16 protein-coding genes and 2 pseudogenes are annotated in these 16101 nt (G+C 72.3%); 8 read left to right on the top strand and 10 right to left on the bottom strand.

The window, feature by feature from the left end; all coding sequences use genetic code 11:
* The first annotated feature begins 68 nt into the window (after positions 1–68).
* Positions 69–1340: an SdrD B-like domain-containing protein gene (locus GSY65_RS19185; protein ID WP_236579895.1), complete on the top strand. Its 1272-nt coding sequence runs from the start codon at positions 69–71 to the stop codon at positions 1338–1340.
* 96 nt (positions 1341–1436) lie between these two features.
* On the opposite strand, the gene GSY65_RS19180 is transcribed toward GSY65_RS19185, so the two are convergent.
* On the bottom strand, positions 1437–2165 hold the full coding sequence (locus GSY65_RS19180; RefSeq protein ID WP_159770316.1) for a hypothetical protein: 729 nt from the start codon (positions 2163–2165) through the stop codon (positions 1437–1439).
* A 239-nt stretch (positions 2166–2404) separates the two neighbouring features.
* Here GSY65_RS19180 and GSY65_RS19175 point away from each other — a divergent pair, with 239 nt between their 5' ends.
* The gene (locus tag GSY65_RS19175) at positions 2405–2755 is read left to right on the top strand and encodes a LuxR C-terminal-related transcriptional regulator (RefSeq protein WP_159770313.1); all 351 of its coding nucleotides are present in this window, start codon (positions 2405–2407) and stop codon (positions 2753–2755) included.
* A 264-nt stretch (positions 2756–3019) separates the two neighbouring features.
* Here GSY65_RS19175 and GSY65_RS19170 read toward each other — a convergent pair whose 3' ends face one another.
* Both GSY65_RS19170 and GSY65_RS19165 read right to left on the bottom strand, forming a co-directional pair.
* Positions 3020–3460 (bottom strand): hypothetical protein, encoded by a 441-nt coding sequence (locus GSY65_RS19170; protein WP_159770310.1) that lies wholly within the window; start codon positions 3458–3460, stop codon positions 3020–3022.
* A gap of 240 nt (positions 3461–3700) precedes the next feature.
* Positions 3701–4252 carry an RICIN domain-containing protein gene (locus tag GSY65_RS19165; protein WP_236579893.1) on the bottom strand — a complete coding sequence of 184 codons (552 nt, stop codon included), beginning with the start codon at positions 4250–4252 and terminating at the stop codon, positions 3701–3703.
* 158 nt (positions 4253–4410) lie between these two features.
* Here GSY65_RS19165 and GSY65_RS19160 point away from each other — a divergent pair, with 158 nt between their 5' ends.
* Together GSY65_RS19160 and GSY65_RS19155 are read left to right on the top strand one after the other, a co-directional pair.
* The gene (locus tag GSY65_RS19160; protein WP_159770307.1) at positions 4411–4902 is read left to right on the top strand and encodes a DUF3515 family protein; all 492 of its coding nucleotides are present in this window, start codon (positions 4411–4413) and stop codon (positions 4900–4902) included.
* A 158-nt stretch (positions 4903–5060) separates the two neighbouring features.
* Positions 5061–5654 (top strand): TlpA family protein disulfide reductase, encoded by a 594-nt coding sequence (locus tag GSY65_RS19155; protein ID WP_159770304.1) that lies wholly within the window; start codon positions 5061–5063, stop codon positions 5652–5654.
* Here the strand turns inward: GSY65_RS19155 and GSY65_RS19150 are convergent.
* Positions 5629–6756: a hypothetical protein gene (locus tag GSY65_RS19150; protein ID WP_201452595.1), complete on the bottom strand. Its 1128-nt coding sequence runs from the start codon at positions 6754–6756 to the stop codon at positions 5629–5631. The two genes, GSY65_RS19155 and GSY65_RS19150, sit on opposite strands and share 26 nt — an antisense overlap.
* 285 nt (positions 6757–7041) lie before the next feature.
* On the opposite strand from GSY65_RS19150, the gene GSY65_RS19145 reads away from it, so the two are divergent.
* Positions 7042–8229, top strand: coding sequence for a hypothetical protein (locus GSY65_RS19145; protein ID WP_159770301.1), 1188 nt, complete (start codon positions 7042–7044; stop codon positions 8227–8229).
* 117 nt (positions 8230–8346) lie between these two features.
* Here the strand turns inward: GSY65_RS19145 and GSY65_RS19140 are convergent, their stop codons facing one another.
* Positions 8347–9084 carry a murein L,D-transpeptidase gene (locus tag GSY65_RS19140; RefSeq protein WP_159770298.1) on the bottom strand — a complete coding sequence of 246 codons (738 nt, stop codon included), beginning with the start codon at positions 9082–9084 and terminating at the stop codon, positions 8347–8349.
* A complete protein-coding gene (locus tag GSY65_RS19135; protein WP_159770295.1) occupies positions 9074–9577 on the bottom strand; it encodes a SigE family RNA polymerase sigma factor in 504 nt (167 codons plus the stop codon). The genes GSY65_RS19140 and GSY65_RS19135 overlap by 11 nt, the downstream gene beginning before the upstream one ends.
* 131 nt (positions 9578–9708) lie before the next feature.
* Here GSY65_RS19135 and GSY65_RS19130 point away from each other — a divergent pair, with 131 nt between their 5' ends.
* Positions 9709–9873: a hypothetical protein gene (locus GSY65_RS19130; RefSeq protein WP_159770292.1), complete on the top strand. Its 165-nt coding sequence runs from the start codon at positions 9709–9711 to the stop codon at positions 9871–9873.
* 468 nt (positions 9874–10341) lie between these two features.
* Here the strand turns inward: GSY65_RS19130 and GSY65_RS19125 are convergent, their stop codons facing one another.
* Complete coding sequence (locus GSY65_RS19125) at positions 10342–11694, bottom strand: helix-turn-helix transcriptional regulator (protein ID WP_159770289.1); 1353 nt, start codon at positions 11692–11694, stop codon at positions 10342–10344.
* A 935-nt stretch (positions 11695–12629) separates the two neighbouring features.
* Between GSY65_RS19125 and GSY65_RS19120 the strand changes: the two genes are divergently transcribed.
* Positions 12630–12977, top strand: coding sequence for a helix-turn-helix domain-containing protein (locus GSY65_RS19120; RefSeq protein WP_159770286.1), 348 nt, complete (start codon positions 12630–12632; stop codon positions 12975–12977).
* A gap of 231 nt (positions 12978–13208) precedes the next feature.
* Here GSY65_RS19120 and GSY65_RS19115 read toward each other — a convergent pair whose 3' ends face one another.
* The 3 genes and pseudogenes from GSY65_RS19115 to GSY65_RS33830 form a co-directional block, all read right to left on the bottom strand.
* Positions 13209–13406, bottom strand: a complete 198-nt coding sequence (locus tag GSY65_RS19115) for a DUF397 domain-containing protein (protein ID WP_443043239.1) — start codon at positions 13404–13406, stop codon at positions 13209–13211.
* A gap of 14 nt (positions 13407–13420) precedes the next feature.
* Positions 13421–13486: pseudogene (locus GSY65_RS34730) on the bottom strand (DUF397 domain-containing protein); the annotation flags it as partial.
* Between the two features lie 50 nt (positions 13487–13536).
* A pseudogene (locus GSY65_RS33830) lies at positions 13537–13656 on the bottom strand (XRE family transcriptional regulator); the annotation flags it as partial.
* Between the two features lie 191 nt (positions 13657–13847).
* Between GSY65_RS33830 and GSY65_RS19110 the strand changes: the two are divergent.
* Complete coding sequence (locus tag GSY65_RS19110) at positions 13848–15821, top strand: Ig-like domain repeat protein (protein WP_201452594.1); 1974 nt, start codon at positions 13848–13850, stop codon at positions 15819–15821.
* Positions 15822–16101: the final 280 nt, after the last annotated feature.

Genomic DNA, 16101 nt, shown 5'->3' with positions numbered 1-16101 from the left:
GGATGCGAGACACGGTGCGGCGAGGAACACGGGGAAGACGAGGAACACGGGAACGGAGTGCGGGCCTGGTGCTCGCCGTGGCGGCGGCCCTCCTGGCGGCCCCGGTCACCGGGACGGCGGCGGACGCGCGCGCGGCGGGCGCCCCGGCACGGGGCGACGGCACGGTGACCGTGCGGGTCGTCGAGGAGATCGACGCCGACGGGCTGTACGACCGTCCGCTGGAGAAGGGCATGCCGGGCGTGCGGGTCACGCTGACCGACGACCACGGCACCGTGCTGGCCAGGACGACGGACACCGACGGGACCGCCTCGTTCCGTCCCGAGGGGTCCCCGCTGCTCGGTGGCCGGTACCGCGTCCAGGCCCACAACCCCGACCTCGCCAACTTCCACCCGGCTCTCGCGGGCCACGGCGACGGCCCGGACGTCATCCGCAGCCCCATCGGCTTCGTCGACGTCTCCGACGCCCGCGACACCACGTACACCACGGGTTTCTGGGCGCCCGGCGTGCACCGCCGGGAGCACGCCGAGCCGGGGCCGGAGGGGCGCCGCGAGGCGCCGGTGCAGATCGGTGACCGCGTCTGGTTCGACACCGACGGCAACGGCGTCCAGGATCCGTCCGAACCCCCGGTGCCGGGGGTGCGGGTCACGTTCGACCCGACGTCGTCCGGGCCGAGCCTCACGACGACCACGGACGCCGACGGCGCGTACTACGTCGGTACGGCGCAAGGCCTGCGGCCCGACACCACCTACCGGGTCTCCTTCGACCACCGCGGCGCCGACCCGGGCGCGCTGCCGGGGCGGCCGGGCGCCGACGAGCTGACGTGGACGGCGCGGGAGGCCGGTTCCCACCGGCTCATCGACTCGGACGTCGACCCGTCCGGCGCGAGCACCGTCTACGTCGGTGACCCCGGCTATGTGAACCACACGGTCGACGCCGGTCTCACCAAGGCCCTGCGGCTGACCCTCGTGAAGGCCGACGCGGAGACCCGGCGTCCGCTGGCCGGCGCGGTGCTCGGCCTCTGGGAGGACAGCAACGGGACGCCCGGACTCCAGCGGAACGGACCCGGCGGGGACAGGCCCGTCGGTGACTGCGTCACGTCGGGCACCGGCCGCTGCTCGTTCGGACGGCTGCCCGCCGGCACGTACTACCTGGTGGAGACCGCTGTCCCCGAGGGCTACGTCCTGCCCGCCGAGCCGGTCAGCGGCCCGTACGCCCTCACCCCGAGGAACGCCTCCGACGGCACGGGCCTGCTCGTCCGCCTCGGCGCCGAGCGCGAGAAGGCGTGCGGCGGCGCGAAGGAGTGCGCGCGACACGGCACCCCCGGACGGGATCGGCCCTGACCAGGGGCCGGAGGGTGCCGTGCGCGCCCCGGCGGCCGGAGCTCCCGGGGGAAGGATGGGAGCCACTTCCCCCGGGAGAGTGAGGGAGACCGGACGTCAGCCGTGGATCAGCTGGGCGGTCCAGGTCTTGGTGTGACCGGTGACGGCCTGGTCCTTGGCGACGGCCTTGCCGACGGCCTGGACGCGCGGCGTGGCCTTCCACGTGACGTCGGCGCGGGCGATGCCCTTGACGGCGACCTTGACCGCGCCGCCCTTGATCGCGTACGCGGCGTTGACGTTGGTGACCTGGGCCTGGGCGCGGGCGTTGCGCTGGACCTTGCCCTTGACGACGTCGTAGCGGAGGGTCAGCTTCTCGGTGGTGACCGGGATGTTGAAGATCCTCTCGGTCGCGCTGTAGACCACCTGGTGACCGCCCTTGGAGCCGCCCTTCGAGGTCACGCTGTGGACGAACTTGACGTCCGCGTTGTACGAGGTGACGTTGGTGACCGGGCGGTTGAGGGTGCCCTTGAGCTGCTTGAAGAGCGATCCGTAGATCTTGCCGTTCTGGAGGTACCCCACGAACTTCGCCTGCTTGGCGGCCGGCAGCGCGGAGAAGCTCTTGAGGGTGCTCTTGGCCTCGGGCGTCTTCTGGGCCTTGAGGTAGGCGACGTAGCTGCCGACCGTCAGCTTCGCCGGCAGCTTCGCGGCGCTCTGGTCGGCGACCGTCCGTACGCCGTGGCGCGGGCCGGACTCGGCGGCGGACGCGGCCGGCGCCAGTACGGCGAGGGCGGCGGCCCCCGCGACGGCTGCGGCGGTGAGGCGGCGCGTGGTGAAGCGACTGTGCACAGTGATCTCCCCGTTGATGACGTGCCGTTGGTGGCGCGTGACAACGAGCCTAGGCTCCAGCGGAGTTGGTCGAAATTGTCCCTTCGGGCAGTGCCCCTGGGGGATCCCCCCACTGTGACGTGGCCGTGTCATTACAGGGTTCTTCTTGGCAGTAGCGGACGCTAAGTTGGGGGGAGATCGCCGCCGCACCCGGGGCACGGGGCTCTGTCGGGAAAAGCGGCATCGGGAAGGACAGACCCATGACCAAGAGGTCTGACACAGGAGACACCGCGTGCGCCTACCGGCGCACGGGCGCCGACCCGGTTCGGGACATCAGCAGGCTCACGACGCTGACGGACCGGGAGAAGGAAGTCCTGCTGCTGCTGGGGACGGGCCTGGGCAACCGGCAACTCGCCCGTGAACTCGGGATAGCCGAGCGGACGGTGAAAGCCCATGTCGCCCGCATAGTGGAGAAACTTCAGCAGGAGACCCGGCTCCAGGTCGCGGTGCTCTCCGTCCTCGCCCATGAGCTGCTGTGCGCCGACCCTCGGTGCGCGTGCGGCTCGACCGCGCCGCTGCCGTCCGGACTCGTCGGGGCGTCCGCGGTCTGAGCGTCGGCCGCGACCGGCCCAGCGCCCTCGACCACACCTCCCCAAGGGCGTTGCACGGCGCGGATTTGACGTTCACTTGTGGAAATTTTGACTTTCCACAGCGGGAGAGACCAACCAACTCAACAACAACGGAACCGACTTACGGGGTGAACATGAACATGCGTCGAAAGTCCGAAGCGAACTGTGCCGCGGCCGGACCCGGACCGGGGTCCGGCACGCGGAGCTGACCTGTGGGTGGGGGCTCGCCGAGAGGCGGGCCCCCACTCAGGTCCGGATCACCCGGCCCGAGGGCGCCGTCGGCACGAGGCGGTCGTAGCCCCAGGCGCTCAGACCCATCGCCATCACGAACTGAAGGTCCAGCAGGGCGACGGTCATCATCACGAAGGCCCAGTCGACCGACTCCGCGAGACCGCTCCCGCCCCACACCCCACCGAGCACCGCGCACACCAGCACCAGGAACGCGTAGACCGAGACGTCGATGGTCGCGGTGCGCCAGCGCGACAGCGCCGGGAGCATCTTCCGCACGACGGTCAGCACGGCGACGGCCAGCGGAGGGAAGGACAGCCCGCCCCCGGCGATCATGCCGAGCCCGGTCCCGGAGAGGGAGGAACCCGCGCCCACGTGCACCACGAGCGCGCCCCACAGCCAGGAGGGAAGGGTGACCAGGGCGGCGTATCCGGCCGCTCGGCTCCACGGTGTCAGCATGCGCGTGCTCCTCGGGTCCCCGTCGCCACCGGCGGTCGACCGGCGGCCCGTCCCCGCCGTGGTCGGCCGGCGGGGGACGACAGGAGTCTCTCAGCCGGCGCCCCGCCCGCTCGGGCCGGGTGCCCGCGGGCCGGTGTCGGGGCCCGGCACCACGGGTGCGGCGAACGGCCTGCCCGCCCCTCGGGCGAGCAGGCCGTTCGCCGTGTCACCCGCCGTCGGGGGCGGGATCGGCGGGTGGGGTCAGGACAGACCCCACTCCTGCTTCTTGCGCGCGGCGTCCGAGCTGCCGGACGGCGTGATCGTGATCTTCGTGCCGGAGGTGTCGCGGCCGGCGGTGATCACCTTGTTGGCGAGCCTGCTGTAGATCTTGCTGCCGCCGAGGGCCCACTGCTGCCCCTTGGACTTGTTGCAGCTCGACTGCTTGACCTGGGTGTTCGTCGCGGCGGACGACACGGACAGGCACTTCTTCGAGTGCTTGTTCCTGATCACGAACAGCCGGGTCTGGTTCGGCTTGTTCTTGTTGATCCACACGAGGTCCCACCGCTGGGTGGTCGCCGTCCTCGAACAGCCGCGCAGCTTCAGCACCGCCCCGTTGCCCTTGGCGTTGTCCATCGACAGGCACATGCCGCTCTTGCCCCACACCTTCTCCAGGCGTACGTTGCCGTAGCCCTTCGGAATGGTGTCCTGCGCCGCCGTGGAGGCCGCCGACGCCGGAACCGCCCCGCCCGCCAGCAGCGCACCCGCGACACCCGCGAGCACCAGGCCCTTCGCCCCGTTCTTCACCAGGACCACGTCTCCTTCGCAATCGCGTACTCGGATCACCAGGAGCCTAGGTTTCCCCTGGTCGGTGAGGTAGTGGCTCTTGGGGCACTGCCCCAAGGGGCAACGGACCGCCACGGCTGCCCCGGCCCGCCGGACAGGCCCGCGGCAGCCCGCCGTACGATCGCGTCATGCTCCGCCGTACCCGCATCGCCCTCCTGGCCACCGGCGCCGTGGCGCTCGTCACCGCCGCCACGGTCACGGTGCGGGTGCTCGGCGAGCCCACCTACAGCTTCGCCGCCGCGCCCCGAGCCGCTGACCCCGCCTGCGCCCGGGTCAGCGCGCAGTACCCGGACCGGCTGGCCGGGCTGGACCGGGCGGACACCGACACCCGGGGTGCCGCCGTGTGGGGCGACGGGTCGATCGTCGTGCGCTGCGGGTTCCCGAAGCCCGCGCCCACCGCCGACCCGTGCACCCAGGTGGACGGTGTGGACTGGGTGTGGCGCGCGGACGAGCGGCGCGAGGGCCGGCAACTGCTGGTCACCTACGGCCGGGAGCCCGCAGTCGAGGTCCAGGTCGCCCCCGACCGGGCCGCCACCGACGCGGTCCTGATCGGCCTGTCCGGCATCGTGAAGCCGATCGAACAGAGCGGCGAGTGCCTGTCTCTCGCGGACACCCCGTAGCGAACGTGCGGCCCCTGGCGAACGGACAGTTCCTGGCGAAGGGACAGCCCGTGCCGGTCGCTCCCCCGGCCCCTTCGCCGGGGCCGGCCGGGGCGGGTCCTAGGCTGGAGGGCGGATCCGGCCGGTCGGCGGGGCCGGGGCAGGGAGTAGGGACGCAGGTGGCGGTGAAGAGGATCTCGCGAGCGGTCGTGTGCGCGGTCGCGGCCGGTGTCGTGCTCGCCGGCTGCACGACGACGAAGACGCTGCGGACGGATGAGGCCGGGGCCGGGCAGTCCGACCGTTCGGAGGGGTCCGCGCTCAGGCGCGTCCCCGCGGCCCAGCGCGAGGACGCGCCCGACTTCTCCGGCACCACCGTCGACGGCCGCCCGGTCCGGCTCTCCGACTACCGGGGCGACGTCGTCGTGGTGAACGCCTGGGCCACCTGGTGCGGCCCCTGCCGCGCCGAGTCACCGGCGCTGGACAAGGTGCAGCGGGAGCTGAGGGAACAGGGCGTCCGCGTGCTGGGGGTCAGCACCGACGCGGGCCGGAAGAACGCCCTGGCCTTCCAGAAGGAGCTGGGGCTGTCCTACCCGAGTCTGCACGATCCGGGCGGCAAGCAGTTCCTGAAGCTGCCGCGCGGCCTGGTGAACCCGCAGATCCTGCCCTTCACCCTCTACATCGACCGCGAGGGCCGGATCGCCGGGGCCACCCAGACCCCCGTGACCACGGACGACGTGCGCAGCGCCGTCACGCCGATCCTGAAGGAGAAGTAGCCCGGGCCTCCTCCCGGTACCCGTCCGAGGAGTCGCCGGAGCCACCGGAGTCACCGGAGCCGTCCGGTTCGTCCGGGTCGCCGGCTTCGCCCGAGTCGCCGGAGCCGGTGCCGCCGTCGTTTCCGGTGGCCTCCTCCGCGGAGCCGTCGGTGTCGTCGCCCGGGGCGGTCCCGGTGGACTCGTCCGCGGACTCGCCGCGCCCGCCCGTGTCCTCCTCGCCCCGCTCCGTCGCCCGCTTCTCCCCCTTCTCCGTCCCGTCCTTCTCGGTGTCGCCCCTCTCGGTCCCGCCCTTCTTCGTCCTCGTCCCGGCGAGGACCTGCTGGAGCCGCTCGGCGCCGGCGCGGGCGGCCTCGCGGGTGGCGTCGCCGTCGATGCCGTAGAGGCCGCCGTGGGTGAGCAGGACCGCGGTGTCGCCGACGCGGACCGCGGCGAGGTCGAGGGTGAGGGCGCCCTCCTCGCCGCCGACGTCACCACGGACGACCAGCCGCAGCCCCTGCCGGGCGTCGCCGATGCCGGGGGGCAGGTCGACGGGGGTGATCTCGGCGGCGTACTCGCGTTCCCCGAACCCGGTGACGGTGAACTCGCGGCACTCCCCGGCGAGCCGGCCGAAGTGGTCGAGCCGTTCGTCGACCTGGGCCTTGTCGTAGGCACCGACCTGGTAGCGCAGCTGGGAGCCGTACGCGTCGTCGTCGAAGCCGGTGACGGCCCGGCCGCCGCGGGGCGTGCCGAGCAGGTCCTCGGCGTAGAAGGCGTCGAGGAGTTCCTGGCACTCGGCGGGGTCGGTGCGGCCCTTGAGGAGGCCGTCGCGCCAGGTCGCCGCGCCCCGGGTGCCGGACCAGGCGCCGCTGAGGTCGCCCCGGCGGAGCAGCGCGCTGCGGGCGCGGGCGTCGGTGAGGGCGGGCGCGGCGGGCCGGGCGCTCGGGGACGGGGGGAGCGTGGCCTCGTCGACGGCGGCCTCGGGGAAGCCGCGCGGGGGCGGGGTCCGGTCGGCCACACAGGCCGTCGCCGTGCCGAGGAGCAGCCCGGCGCCCAGGAGCGGGATGAGGACACGGCACGTACGGGGCGTACGACGAGACGTACGGGGACGCGTACGACGGCGCATGGCGGAGCCTTTCCAGAACACGGCGTTTGGCTCCACCGCAGCACCGTCCGGCCCGGCCCACCAGCGGAGGGGGGACGTACGGGTGAGGGGCGCGGGAACGGCGGTGTCGCGCGGCGCGGCGCCTTGTCCTTCGGGTCACTGCCCTCAAGGGCACTGCCCCAGGAGCCACTTACGCTCCGTCACCCCGCTTTCCTAGGGTCGTGACAGGCGCCTGACACGAGACACCCGAAGGCTGTCCCCTCCACGGGCGTCGGCGTCATCGCAGTGGACGAAGGAGAAGAACACATGCAGCTTTCCCGGTTGGCGAAGGCAACGGCCCTGTCCGTGGCTCCGCTCACTCTCGTCGCGGGCGCCTACCAGGCGAACGCGCTCGTCGGGCAGGACACGGCAGGCGCGCGGCCGGCCGCCGCGGCGTTCTCCGCGTCGGCGCTGTCCGCGAAGGCCGACGCCGGGCCGAAGGACGTCTCCGGCTTCGCCGCGGACTCCGCGCAGGGCCGGACGCTGAAGGCGCAGGGCTTCGGGGTGCTGAGGTCCGCGGCGGGCGAGACGGCGGTGGTCGACTCCTCGATGGCCCGTCAGGGCGTCACCGCGGCGGCCGGCAAGGGCTTCGTGGAGCTGTCCTGGAAGGGCTACGCGGACGGCGCCCGCTATGTCGTGGCCCGCGACGGCAGGGACATCGCGACCCTGGGCGCGGGTGTGACGTCCTTCCGCGACACGGCGGTCCGGGCGGGTGCCGAGTACGCGTACCAGATCATCCCGATCCTGCCGAAGGGCGGCGCGGAGGGCTCCCGGCTGTACGGCGTGAAGGTGGCCGTGCCGCGGTCCTCGTCGCTGACGGGGATGCGGGCGGCCGCGGTCGAGCGGGCCTCCGCCGCGGCGGCCGCGTCGACGACCACGCTGAGCTGGGTGGGCTTCATCCCGCAGAAGTACGTGGACGCGCCGCTGGCCGGCTGTGACTACGGCCGGAACTTCAAGTTCGGCGGCGACAACCACAGCGACTTCAACTGGAAGTCCAGCAAGTACCGCTTCGCGCTGCACGCCACCATCACGTGGAGCAACAAGAAGGTGGTGGCCAACAAGAACATCAACCCCACCACGGTCTACGTGAAGAAGACGAGCAAGTTCGTCGCGAAGAAGACCGCCAGCGCCAAGAACGTCTACGCGAAGAAGCTGGGCGGGAGCGGCAACTCCGTGGACATCCGGATGAACGTCCACGCCACCAACCCGTTCTGCAAGGGTCTCGGCGGGGTGAAGGGCGCGGCGTCCGGCGCGTTCACCATCAACATGACCAAGAGCGGCAACTGGACCATCCGGTCCGGCAAGCACCGCCTGTACCCGAACCACTTCATCTACATCTACGACGGTGGCAAGGTCACCAAGGTGTACACCCGTAAGCACGGCAGCACGGCGTGCCTGGTCGGCTCCGCGACCTGCCCCGAGGCGGACCTGACCGGCCGTTACGGCAAGTTCTGACCTGCTTCCTGCTCCCGCCGAGGGGTGTGCCGGGCGCCACGGGCGCCGGGCACACCCCTCTTCGGGTCCCCCGGCCGAAGGGGGACGGGGCGGGGTGACATGGTCGTGCTGCCGTCGTCACGGCGCCGTGGTCGGGGTCACCCTCGCGGTCGCCGGTTCCGTCGGGGCGACGATCTCGACCACCGCCCCTTCCGGCAGTTCCTGGTAGAGCCAGGCCGCGTCGGTGGGGCGCAGGGAGATCCAGTCCACGGTGGTGCCCCGGTCGCCGGGGGTGGGCTCCTCGTCGGTGAGGGCGGAGGCGATGTAGGCCCGGGTGCCGGTCTCCTCGCCGGGCGAGCTGCCCGTCCTGTCCAGCGGGGCCAGTTCGAGGACCCAGCGCAGGCGCACGGCGGAGACCGATTCGGGCGCCGCCGTCCGCGAGGAGAGCAGTCTGACGCTCTCCTTCCCGGTGACGGTCATCAGGCCCGCCGACGGCGGCAGCCTGGTGGTGCCGGCGGAGAGGGGGAGTTCACGCCCCTCGGCGGTGAGGACCCGGCGGGACAGGTCGACCGTCACATAGGGCACGTCCCGGCCGGGGGACCGGCCGGGGGACGGGTCGGCGGACCGGCCGGGGCCGGGGCTCGCCAGCGGGGAGGAGCGCTGTTCGGTTCCGTGACCGGCGCCCTCGCCGGTGACGTGCGCCGTGAGGACGGCGGCAAGGGTCGCGGCCGCGCAGCCCCCGGCGAGGAACGCGGCCGTCCGGCGCCGGTGCCGGCGGCGTCCGGCGGCGGCGCGGACCACGGCGCCGGGCAGGCGCGGCGGCGCCTCGGCTCCCTCGGCCAGCTCCCGCAGGCGGCGGGTGAGTTCATCGGACACGGCCGTGCTCCTTCTCGCCCTCGCCGGGGGCCAGTTCGCGTGCCAGTGCCGCCCGGCCGCGGGACAACCTGGCCTTGACGGTGCCCACGGGCGCACCGGTCTCGGAGGCTACCTGCTCGACACTCAGGTCGCACAGATGGTGCAGGACGACCGCCATGCGCTGCGCCTCGGGCAGTCTGCGCAACGCGTCCACCAGCACGGCCCGTTCCGGCTCGGGGCCGGGCGCGTGCTCGGGGGGCGGATCGCGGCGCATCAGCTCCAGCCAGCGGCGTGCCCGCCGCCACCGGCTCACCGCGAGCCGCATCGCCACCGTCCTGATCCACGCCTCGGGCGCGCCGTCCGCGAGGAACTCCCGCCGCCTGTCCCAGGCCCGGACGAACGCCTCCTGCACGACGTCCTGCGCCTCGCCGTGATCCCCGGTGAAGGCGAAGAGCTGGCCGGTCAGCCGGGGGAACGCGGCGGCGTAGAACGCGTCGAACTCTTCCTCGGTCATGTCCCCGCCGTCATCGACAAATCCGCGGGCCGCTGTGCAACCCGGTCGCCCCCCTCGTGCGTACAGGTCCCGGACGTACGCCACGTACGCCCGACATCGAAGCACACCCAGGACTCGTCACAGGGGGGCCAATGACCTCGGGAGCGTCACGGATCCGCCGACGTCTCGCCCGCTTGCTCGCCGCCTGCGCGCTGGGCGCGTCGTTGCTCGCGGGCTGTTCGAACAGCGGGGAGGGGGTGCGGGACGAGGGGCCGAGCCGGCTGCCCGCCGCCCTGAACGTCACCACGCATCACTGAACACCGCGGGAAACCCCGTGCGGAGACTTTTTCGCCCCGCGTGTCATCCGGCCCAGGGGGCACCGGGGTGTACGGGGTGTCAGAAGTACAGAGTCACAGGGCACATCTGTGGGGGTTGTCCGTTCATGTCCATGGCACAGATGCACACGTACGTCGCCGTCGCAGCGCTGACCACGCTGCCGGCGGGGGCGCCGACGCACCGTGCGCCGTCTCGCGGGGGAGACGGCGCACGGTGCGTCGGTCGCGGCCGAGGTGACCGCCACCGCGCGGAAGGCGCCGACACCGCAGAGCGTCAGGCCCGGTGAGCACGTCGTCGCCGCGCCCGGCTTCGAGCTGTGGCTCACCGCCAGGGCAAGCGTGCACGAGCGGCAGGCCGGTCACGCCGAGCGGTGGCCGGGCGGGCCGCGCTGGGCCAGGCGTTGGCGGCGCTGTCGGCACGGCAGCGGTCCGTGTGGGCGCCCCGGCCCGTCACAGAGGGGGCTGGGCGGGGGCGGGACCGAGGGTGGTGGTGCCCGGGGCGGTGCGGTGTCCGAGGCCGGTGCGGTAGGCGTCGAGGGCGGCCTCGACCCGGCCCGTCCGGCGGAAGAGGTCGCCGAGCATCCGGCAGAGGTCGGCGAGGTCGCCCGCCGCCCCGGCCCGCTCCAGCAGGCTCAGCGCACGGACGTAGTGCTCCTCGGCGGCCTCGGTGTCGCGGGCGTCCTCGGCGATGATGCCGAGGAGGCGGTGGGCGGCGGCGGAGTGCAGGGCGCCGCGTTCGGAGTGGAGGTCGGCGAGGACCTCCTGGAGGAGTTCGGCGGCCTCCTCGGACTTGCCGCGGCGGTGCAGGACGTCGGCGAGTTCGACGGCGACCTGGCTGGTGTAGAGGGTCGCGCGCTTGGCGGTGAGCATGCTGCGGGCCTCGCGCAGTTCGGCTTCGGCGCGGTCGTAGGCACCGTTCTGGGCGTGGAGGTAGCCGCGCATCCAGTGGCAGTTGGCCAGTTCGGTGCGGATCTGGAGCTGCCGGTACAGCTCGGAGGCCTTGGCGAGGGACGCGTCGGCCTCGGCGACGCGCCCCTCGGCGATCATCGTGCGGGCGACGGACCGGTGCATCCGGGCGACGAGGGCCGGGTCACCGGCCTGCGGGGCGAGGGCGAGGGCCAGCTCGGCGGCCTGGGCGGCGCGGGCGTGGGCGCCCATGTCCATGTAGGGGGCGATGACGCCGGTGTAGAGGAGGAGCAGGGCGTCGGGGTCGTGCAGGCCGTTGCGGTTCAGCTCGTCGAGGGTGGACTCGAAGAGGTAGCAGGAGTAGCGGAGTTCACCGGCGAGGTAGTGGGCGACGGCCCGGCCGCGCAGGGCGGGGACGCGCGCGGGCAGCGGGGCGTCGCCGAGCCGCTGCTCGGCCTGTTCGAAGCGGAGCCGGGCGGTCTCCAGGTCGCCGGTCTCCAGGGCGCATTCGCCGAGGCCCAGCAGGGAGTCGGCCTGTTCGGCGCGCAGGCCGTGCTCGTCGGCCTCGGCGAGCACGGCCGCGAAGTCCTCGGCGGCGGCCTCGGTGGCGCCGGTGGCGAGGGTGCGCTGCGCGCCGGTCAGCCGCAGCCGCAGCGCGGTGGCGAAGCCGGCGGGCCGTCCGGTGGCCAGTTCCTCGTATCCGACGCCGAGCCGCTCGGCGATGTGCCGCAGGGCGGGTTCCGAGGCGCGGACGCGTCCGGACTCCAGGGTGGAGATGTACGCGGGGGTGTACGCGGGCTCCGCCAACTGCCTTTGTGTGAGGCCGCGTTCCGTCCGCAGTCGCTGCACTCTGCGCCCTATGACCTCGGGGTCGTCACGCTCGGCCGTACCTGCCATGGCGCAAGCATGCCAGTAAGCCCGCCCGTACCGGCCGCTTTACCTCAACTGGCCACGGTCCTCTTGCTGTTGGGAGGCCGAAGTCCTACGTTGAGCGACGCGCTGTGCACGCTCGACCACGCGTGCAGCCCCTGCCGTCCGCGCTTGACCGCCGACTCCTCCGCCACTCAGTCACTGAGCAACTCAGCCAGCCACTCAGCCACTCACCACTCAGCCCATCGTCGGCGGCCGCCCCCGCTGCCGCCGCATCCGCTGCGAGGTCGCCGTGTTCCGAGAACTCCTCACCCGCCACATCCGTCCCCTGCTCGCCGCGCTGCTGGCGGTGGCGGCCCTGATGGCCCTGGCCGGCGCCGTCCCGCGCTGAGCCGGACGGGGTACGGCGGAGCGGACGTGCTCCCCGTTCGTGTTCTCAGCGTGGACCGGGAGCCCACCCGGGGGTCCGGACCCTTCACTCGAACGAGCGTGCCGTCACAGCCTCACCTCCGACACCCCCCTGCGGACACATGTGCGACAGAAATCCACGGCCGACCCCCGCGAGTAAATCTGTAGCCGCCGCAGTAGACATTGCCGTGTGGGCGAGCTACCGTTTTTCCTGTAACCCTGAAGTCGAAGAGGGCACGGCAGACACGAACTGCCGTGCACGCAGGTCCAGCAGTACCGCGTCATCCGGCAAGAACGACCGCACAACCGAAGGTGAGGAGCAGACGCCATCAGGATCGCCCGGGCGAGGACGACGTACGCCCGGGTCACCGCAGACCCAGGATGGGAAGGTGGTCCCCGGTCAGGCATCCGTGTTCCCCGCAGCCCCGCTCTCCCAGGCGGGCCCTGCGGATACAGAGATCCGGCGCAGCGCGCCGGTAGATGGTGTTAGAAGCTCGGGGCTCGGGTGCAGTAAGCACCCGAGCCCCCCGACGTGTCCGTGAAAGAAGAGGTCTGTGCCCGCTGCCCGTTCCCGTCTCACCGACAATCTCGACGACGACGACTACCCCGCCTACACCATGGGCCGGGCCGCCGAGATGCTCGGCACCACCCCCGCCTTCCTCCGCGCCCTCGGCGAACACCGCCTGATCACCCCGCTGCGCTCCGAAGGCGGTCACCGCCGCTACTCCCGCTACCAGCTGCGCATCGCCGCCCGGGCCCGTGAACTCGTCGACCAGGGCACCCCCATCGAGGCCGCCTGCCGGATCGTGATCCTGGAGGACCAGCTGGAGGAGGCCCTGCGCATCAACGAGGAGCTGCGTGCACAGGGCGGCGGCGCGTCCCGGCCGAGGTCCACGGCCTGACCGGGCGACGGTCCGGTCAGCCGGCCGGCGCCGCCGCCGTCGCCCGCACGAACGCCTCCGTCTCGCCGGAGCAGCTCTCGGAGGGCTCACCGCCGGTGTCGCCCGCGCCGGCCTCACGTGGCTGCTCGACCGGTTCACCGGCTGACCACGGCTCTCTCCCGGACGACCGGCGCCTGGGCTCGACGGCCGGACCGCGGAGACCGGGCGCTCTCCGTCCGACCCCAGCTGTGGCTACGGCTGTCGGCCGCCCGACACGTGGTACAGGAAGGCGGAGAAGGCCGCCACCGAGAGGGTGAGGATGCCGCCGTCGGGGTTCTTGGAGTCGCGGACGGCTATGTGGGGGGCCAGGGGGGCCACTTCGACGCATGCACCGCCGCTGCTGCCGCTGTGGGAGGACTTACGCCACTGGGCGGTGCCGAGGGGGCGCACTCGACACATTCGCCGCCGTTGGTGCTGCTGTACGAGGACTTACGCCACTGAGCAGGCGTCAGATCCGGGCTTCTCCTCATAGCGTTCCTCCATCACGCGGGCAATCAACGCCGCCGATTCCCTGGGGAAAGAAGATCGCTGAGCCCAGCTCCCCTTGTGTCAGGCCCGCTTCCCCTCTGCGGCGGCGCAGCTCCGAGCCGAAGTAGTCCAACGGTGAGGCACTGGGGTCCAGTCGGCGCACATTCGACATGGACCGAGCGTAGTCACGCGAACACGACGCGGTGGCCTGAATCGATCCGCTTCACCGGAAATCCCTTGAGTGATCAACGACCCCCTGTGAAGCTCCTGTCAGAGACATGACCTAGTCTTCGCTCATTCGCCCGCGAGTCGAACAGATATACGCGGCGCTCTCTTGCTTTTCGTTCCGGGGGGTTCGAAAACGTGCGTATCCGCACTCTTCCGGCTGCCACCGCGTTGGCAGTCCTCTTCAGCTCGGCCGCGCTCGCGGTCGGCACGGCCGCCCCGGCGGCGGCCGACAGCACCATGGTCCTTCCGGCCGCGTCGAGCGCGGACATCGTGGTGGACGGCGTCCACCAGCGGGTCTTCATCAGCGACCCGAGGGGCGGCAAGATCGTCGTCACCGACTTCCACGGCATCGTCGTCAAGCAGCTGACGAACCTGCCCGGCGTGCAGGGCCTGGAGCTGTCCGCGGACTCCGGCACGCTGTACGCGGCGGTGCGGGACGCGGACGCCGTCGTGGCCGTCGACACGGCGACGAGCACGGAGTCCGCCCGCTACACCGTGGGCGACGCCCCGGTGAGCCTCGCGGTGGCCGGCGGCAAGGTCTGGTTCGGTTACGGCGCGGCCGGCAGCGGCGACCTCGGTTCGCTGGACCTGTCCGGTGAGGAGCCCGTGGTCGCGCTCGACCAGGACACCACCCACCTCTGGTACTACGCGCCGGTCCTGGACGCGGCGCCCGGTGCCGGCGCCCTGGTCGCCGGGGAATCCAGCGGCAACAAGCTCGCCGTGTACGACGTCTCGTCGGGCACCGCGAGCCGCACGGCGGCCGTGGACACCGGCGGCTCCAACATGGGCGACCTCGCGGTCACCCCGGACGGGCAGCGCGTCATCGTGGCCAGCGGCGCCCCGTACCACCACCAGGTGTTCAGGACCTCCGACCTGACGGCGGACGGCACCTACGCCAGCGACAGCTACCCGAACTCGGTCGCCGTGGCGCCCGACGGGACGGTCGCGGCCGGTATCGACGGCATCTACGAGCCGGACATCTACATCTACAAGCCGGGCTCCACCAGCGCGGTCCGGGAGTACGACTTCCCGAACACCGGCAGCGGCAGCGGCGGCGACGAGCTGCCCGACTCGGGCCTCGCGTGGGCGCCGGACGCGTCCCGCCTGTTCGCGGTGACGTACAACGACGAGGGCGTGTACTCGCTGCGCGTGCTGGAGGCCCCCACCAGGGCCACCACCGCGGTCAGCGTGAACGCGCCCGCCACGGCCACCCGCGCCAAGAAGCTCACCGTCACGGGCAAGGTCACCTCGAAGGCGGCCCTCCCGGCCGGGGTGAAGCTGACGGTGACCCGCACCGACCTGGAGAACACCTCGGGCAAGGCGCTCGCGGCCGTGACGGTCGCGGCCGACGGCACGTACTCCTTCTCCGACACCCCGACCGTCGGCGGCAAGGTGAAGTACACCGTGCGCTACGCGGGCGACGCCGACCACGCGCCGGGCTCCGCCTCCGACACGGTCGAGGTGTCCCGCGCCACGGCCGCGCTGACCCTGGACAAGAACCGGCGGACGTACGCGTACGGCACCGACGTGAAGTTCACGGCGCACCTCGGCACCACGTACAAGAACCGCAAGCTGGAGATCTGGGCCGACCCCTACGGCTCCGACAAGCCCGACAAGCTGGTCAAGTCCGGCACGGTGAACTCCTCGGGGAACCTGTCGGCCACCCTCGACCTGAGGCGCGACACCAAGGTGTCCGTGAAGTTCGCGGGCGACGCCCGCTACAAGCCGAAGACGGTCACCAGCACCGTCTACACCAAGGTCCGGATCTCGTCGTCGATCAGCGGCCACTACAAGACGCAGACGGCGTGGGGCCAGAAGTACCACTACGTCCGCAAGTCCAAGGACCCCGTCCTGAAGACGACGATGACGTACCACCCGGGCCGCAAGCAGCGCCTCCAGCTCCAGGCGTACTACCAGGGCGCCTGGCGGGACGCTGGCTCGGAGTACTTCGAGCTGGGCACGTCCGGCAGGTCCGACGTCACCCTGACGGGCACCCCCACCACGAACATCCGCTTCCGCTTCCGTTCCGAGTACCACGACACGACCTCCGGCGACAACGTCAACACCACGACGTACGGCGCCTGGAAGTACTTCATCTTCACCAGCTGACACGCCACGCCCGGTCCGCGGGCCGAGCACGGCGCGGGGGCATGGACCGTCATCCGGTCCATGCCCCCGCGTCTTCCTTACGCGTGTCCTGCGAGGAGTCCACGACCGCCCCCCGTCGACCCAAGACCCGGCAGCGGCTCGCCGGCGGTGCCGGTCGCCTTCACGCCGTTGCCGGGGTGGTCGGACAGGAACCCACCGGTGCGGCGAACGCCGGGTGGCGGCATTCCGTCGCCGCCCGGTTGACGCCCCGCCACCGCGCGAGCGGCCCACGCGCAGGACA

It is taken from the genome of Streptomyces sp. HM190 (genome assembly GCF_009857135.1).
GTDB lineage: Bacteria > Actinomycetota > Actinomycetes > Streptomycetales > Streptomycetaceae > Streptomyces > Streptomyces heilongjiangensis.
Note: the sequence above shows the minus strand (reverse complement) of the source record. Positions and strands in the feature narration are given on the sequence as shown.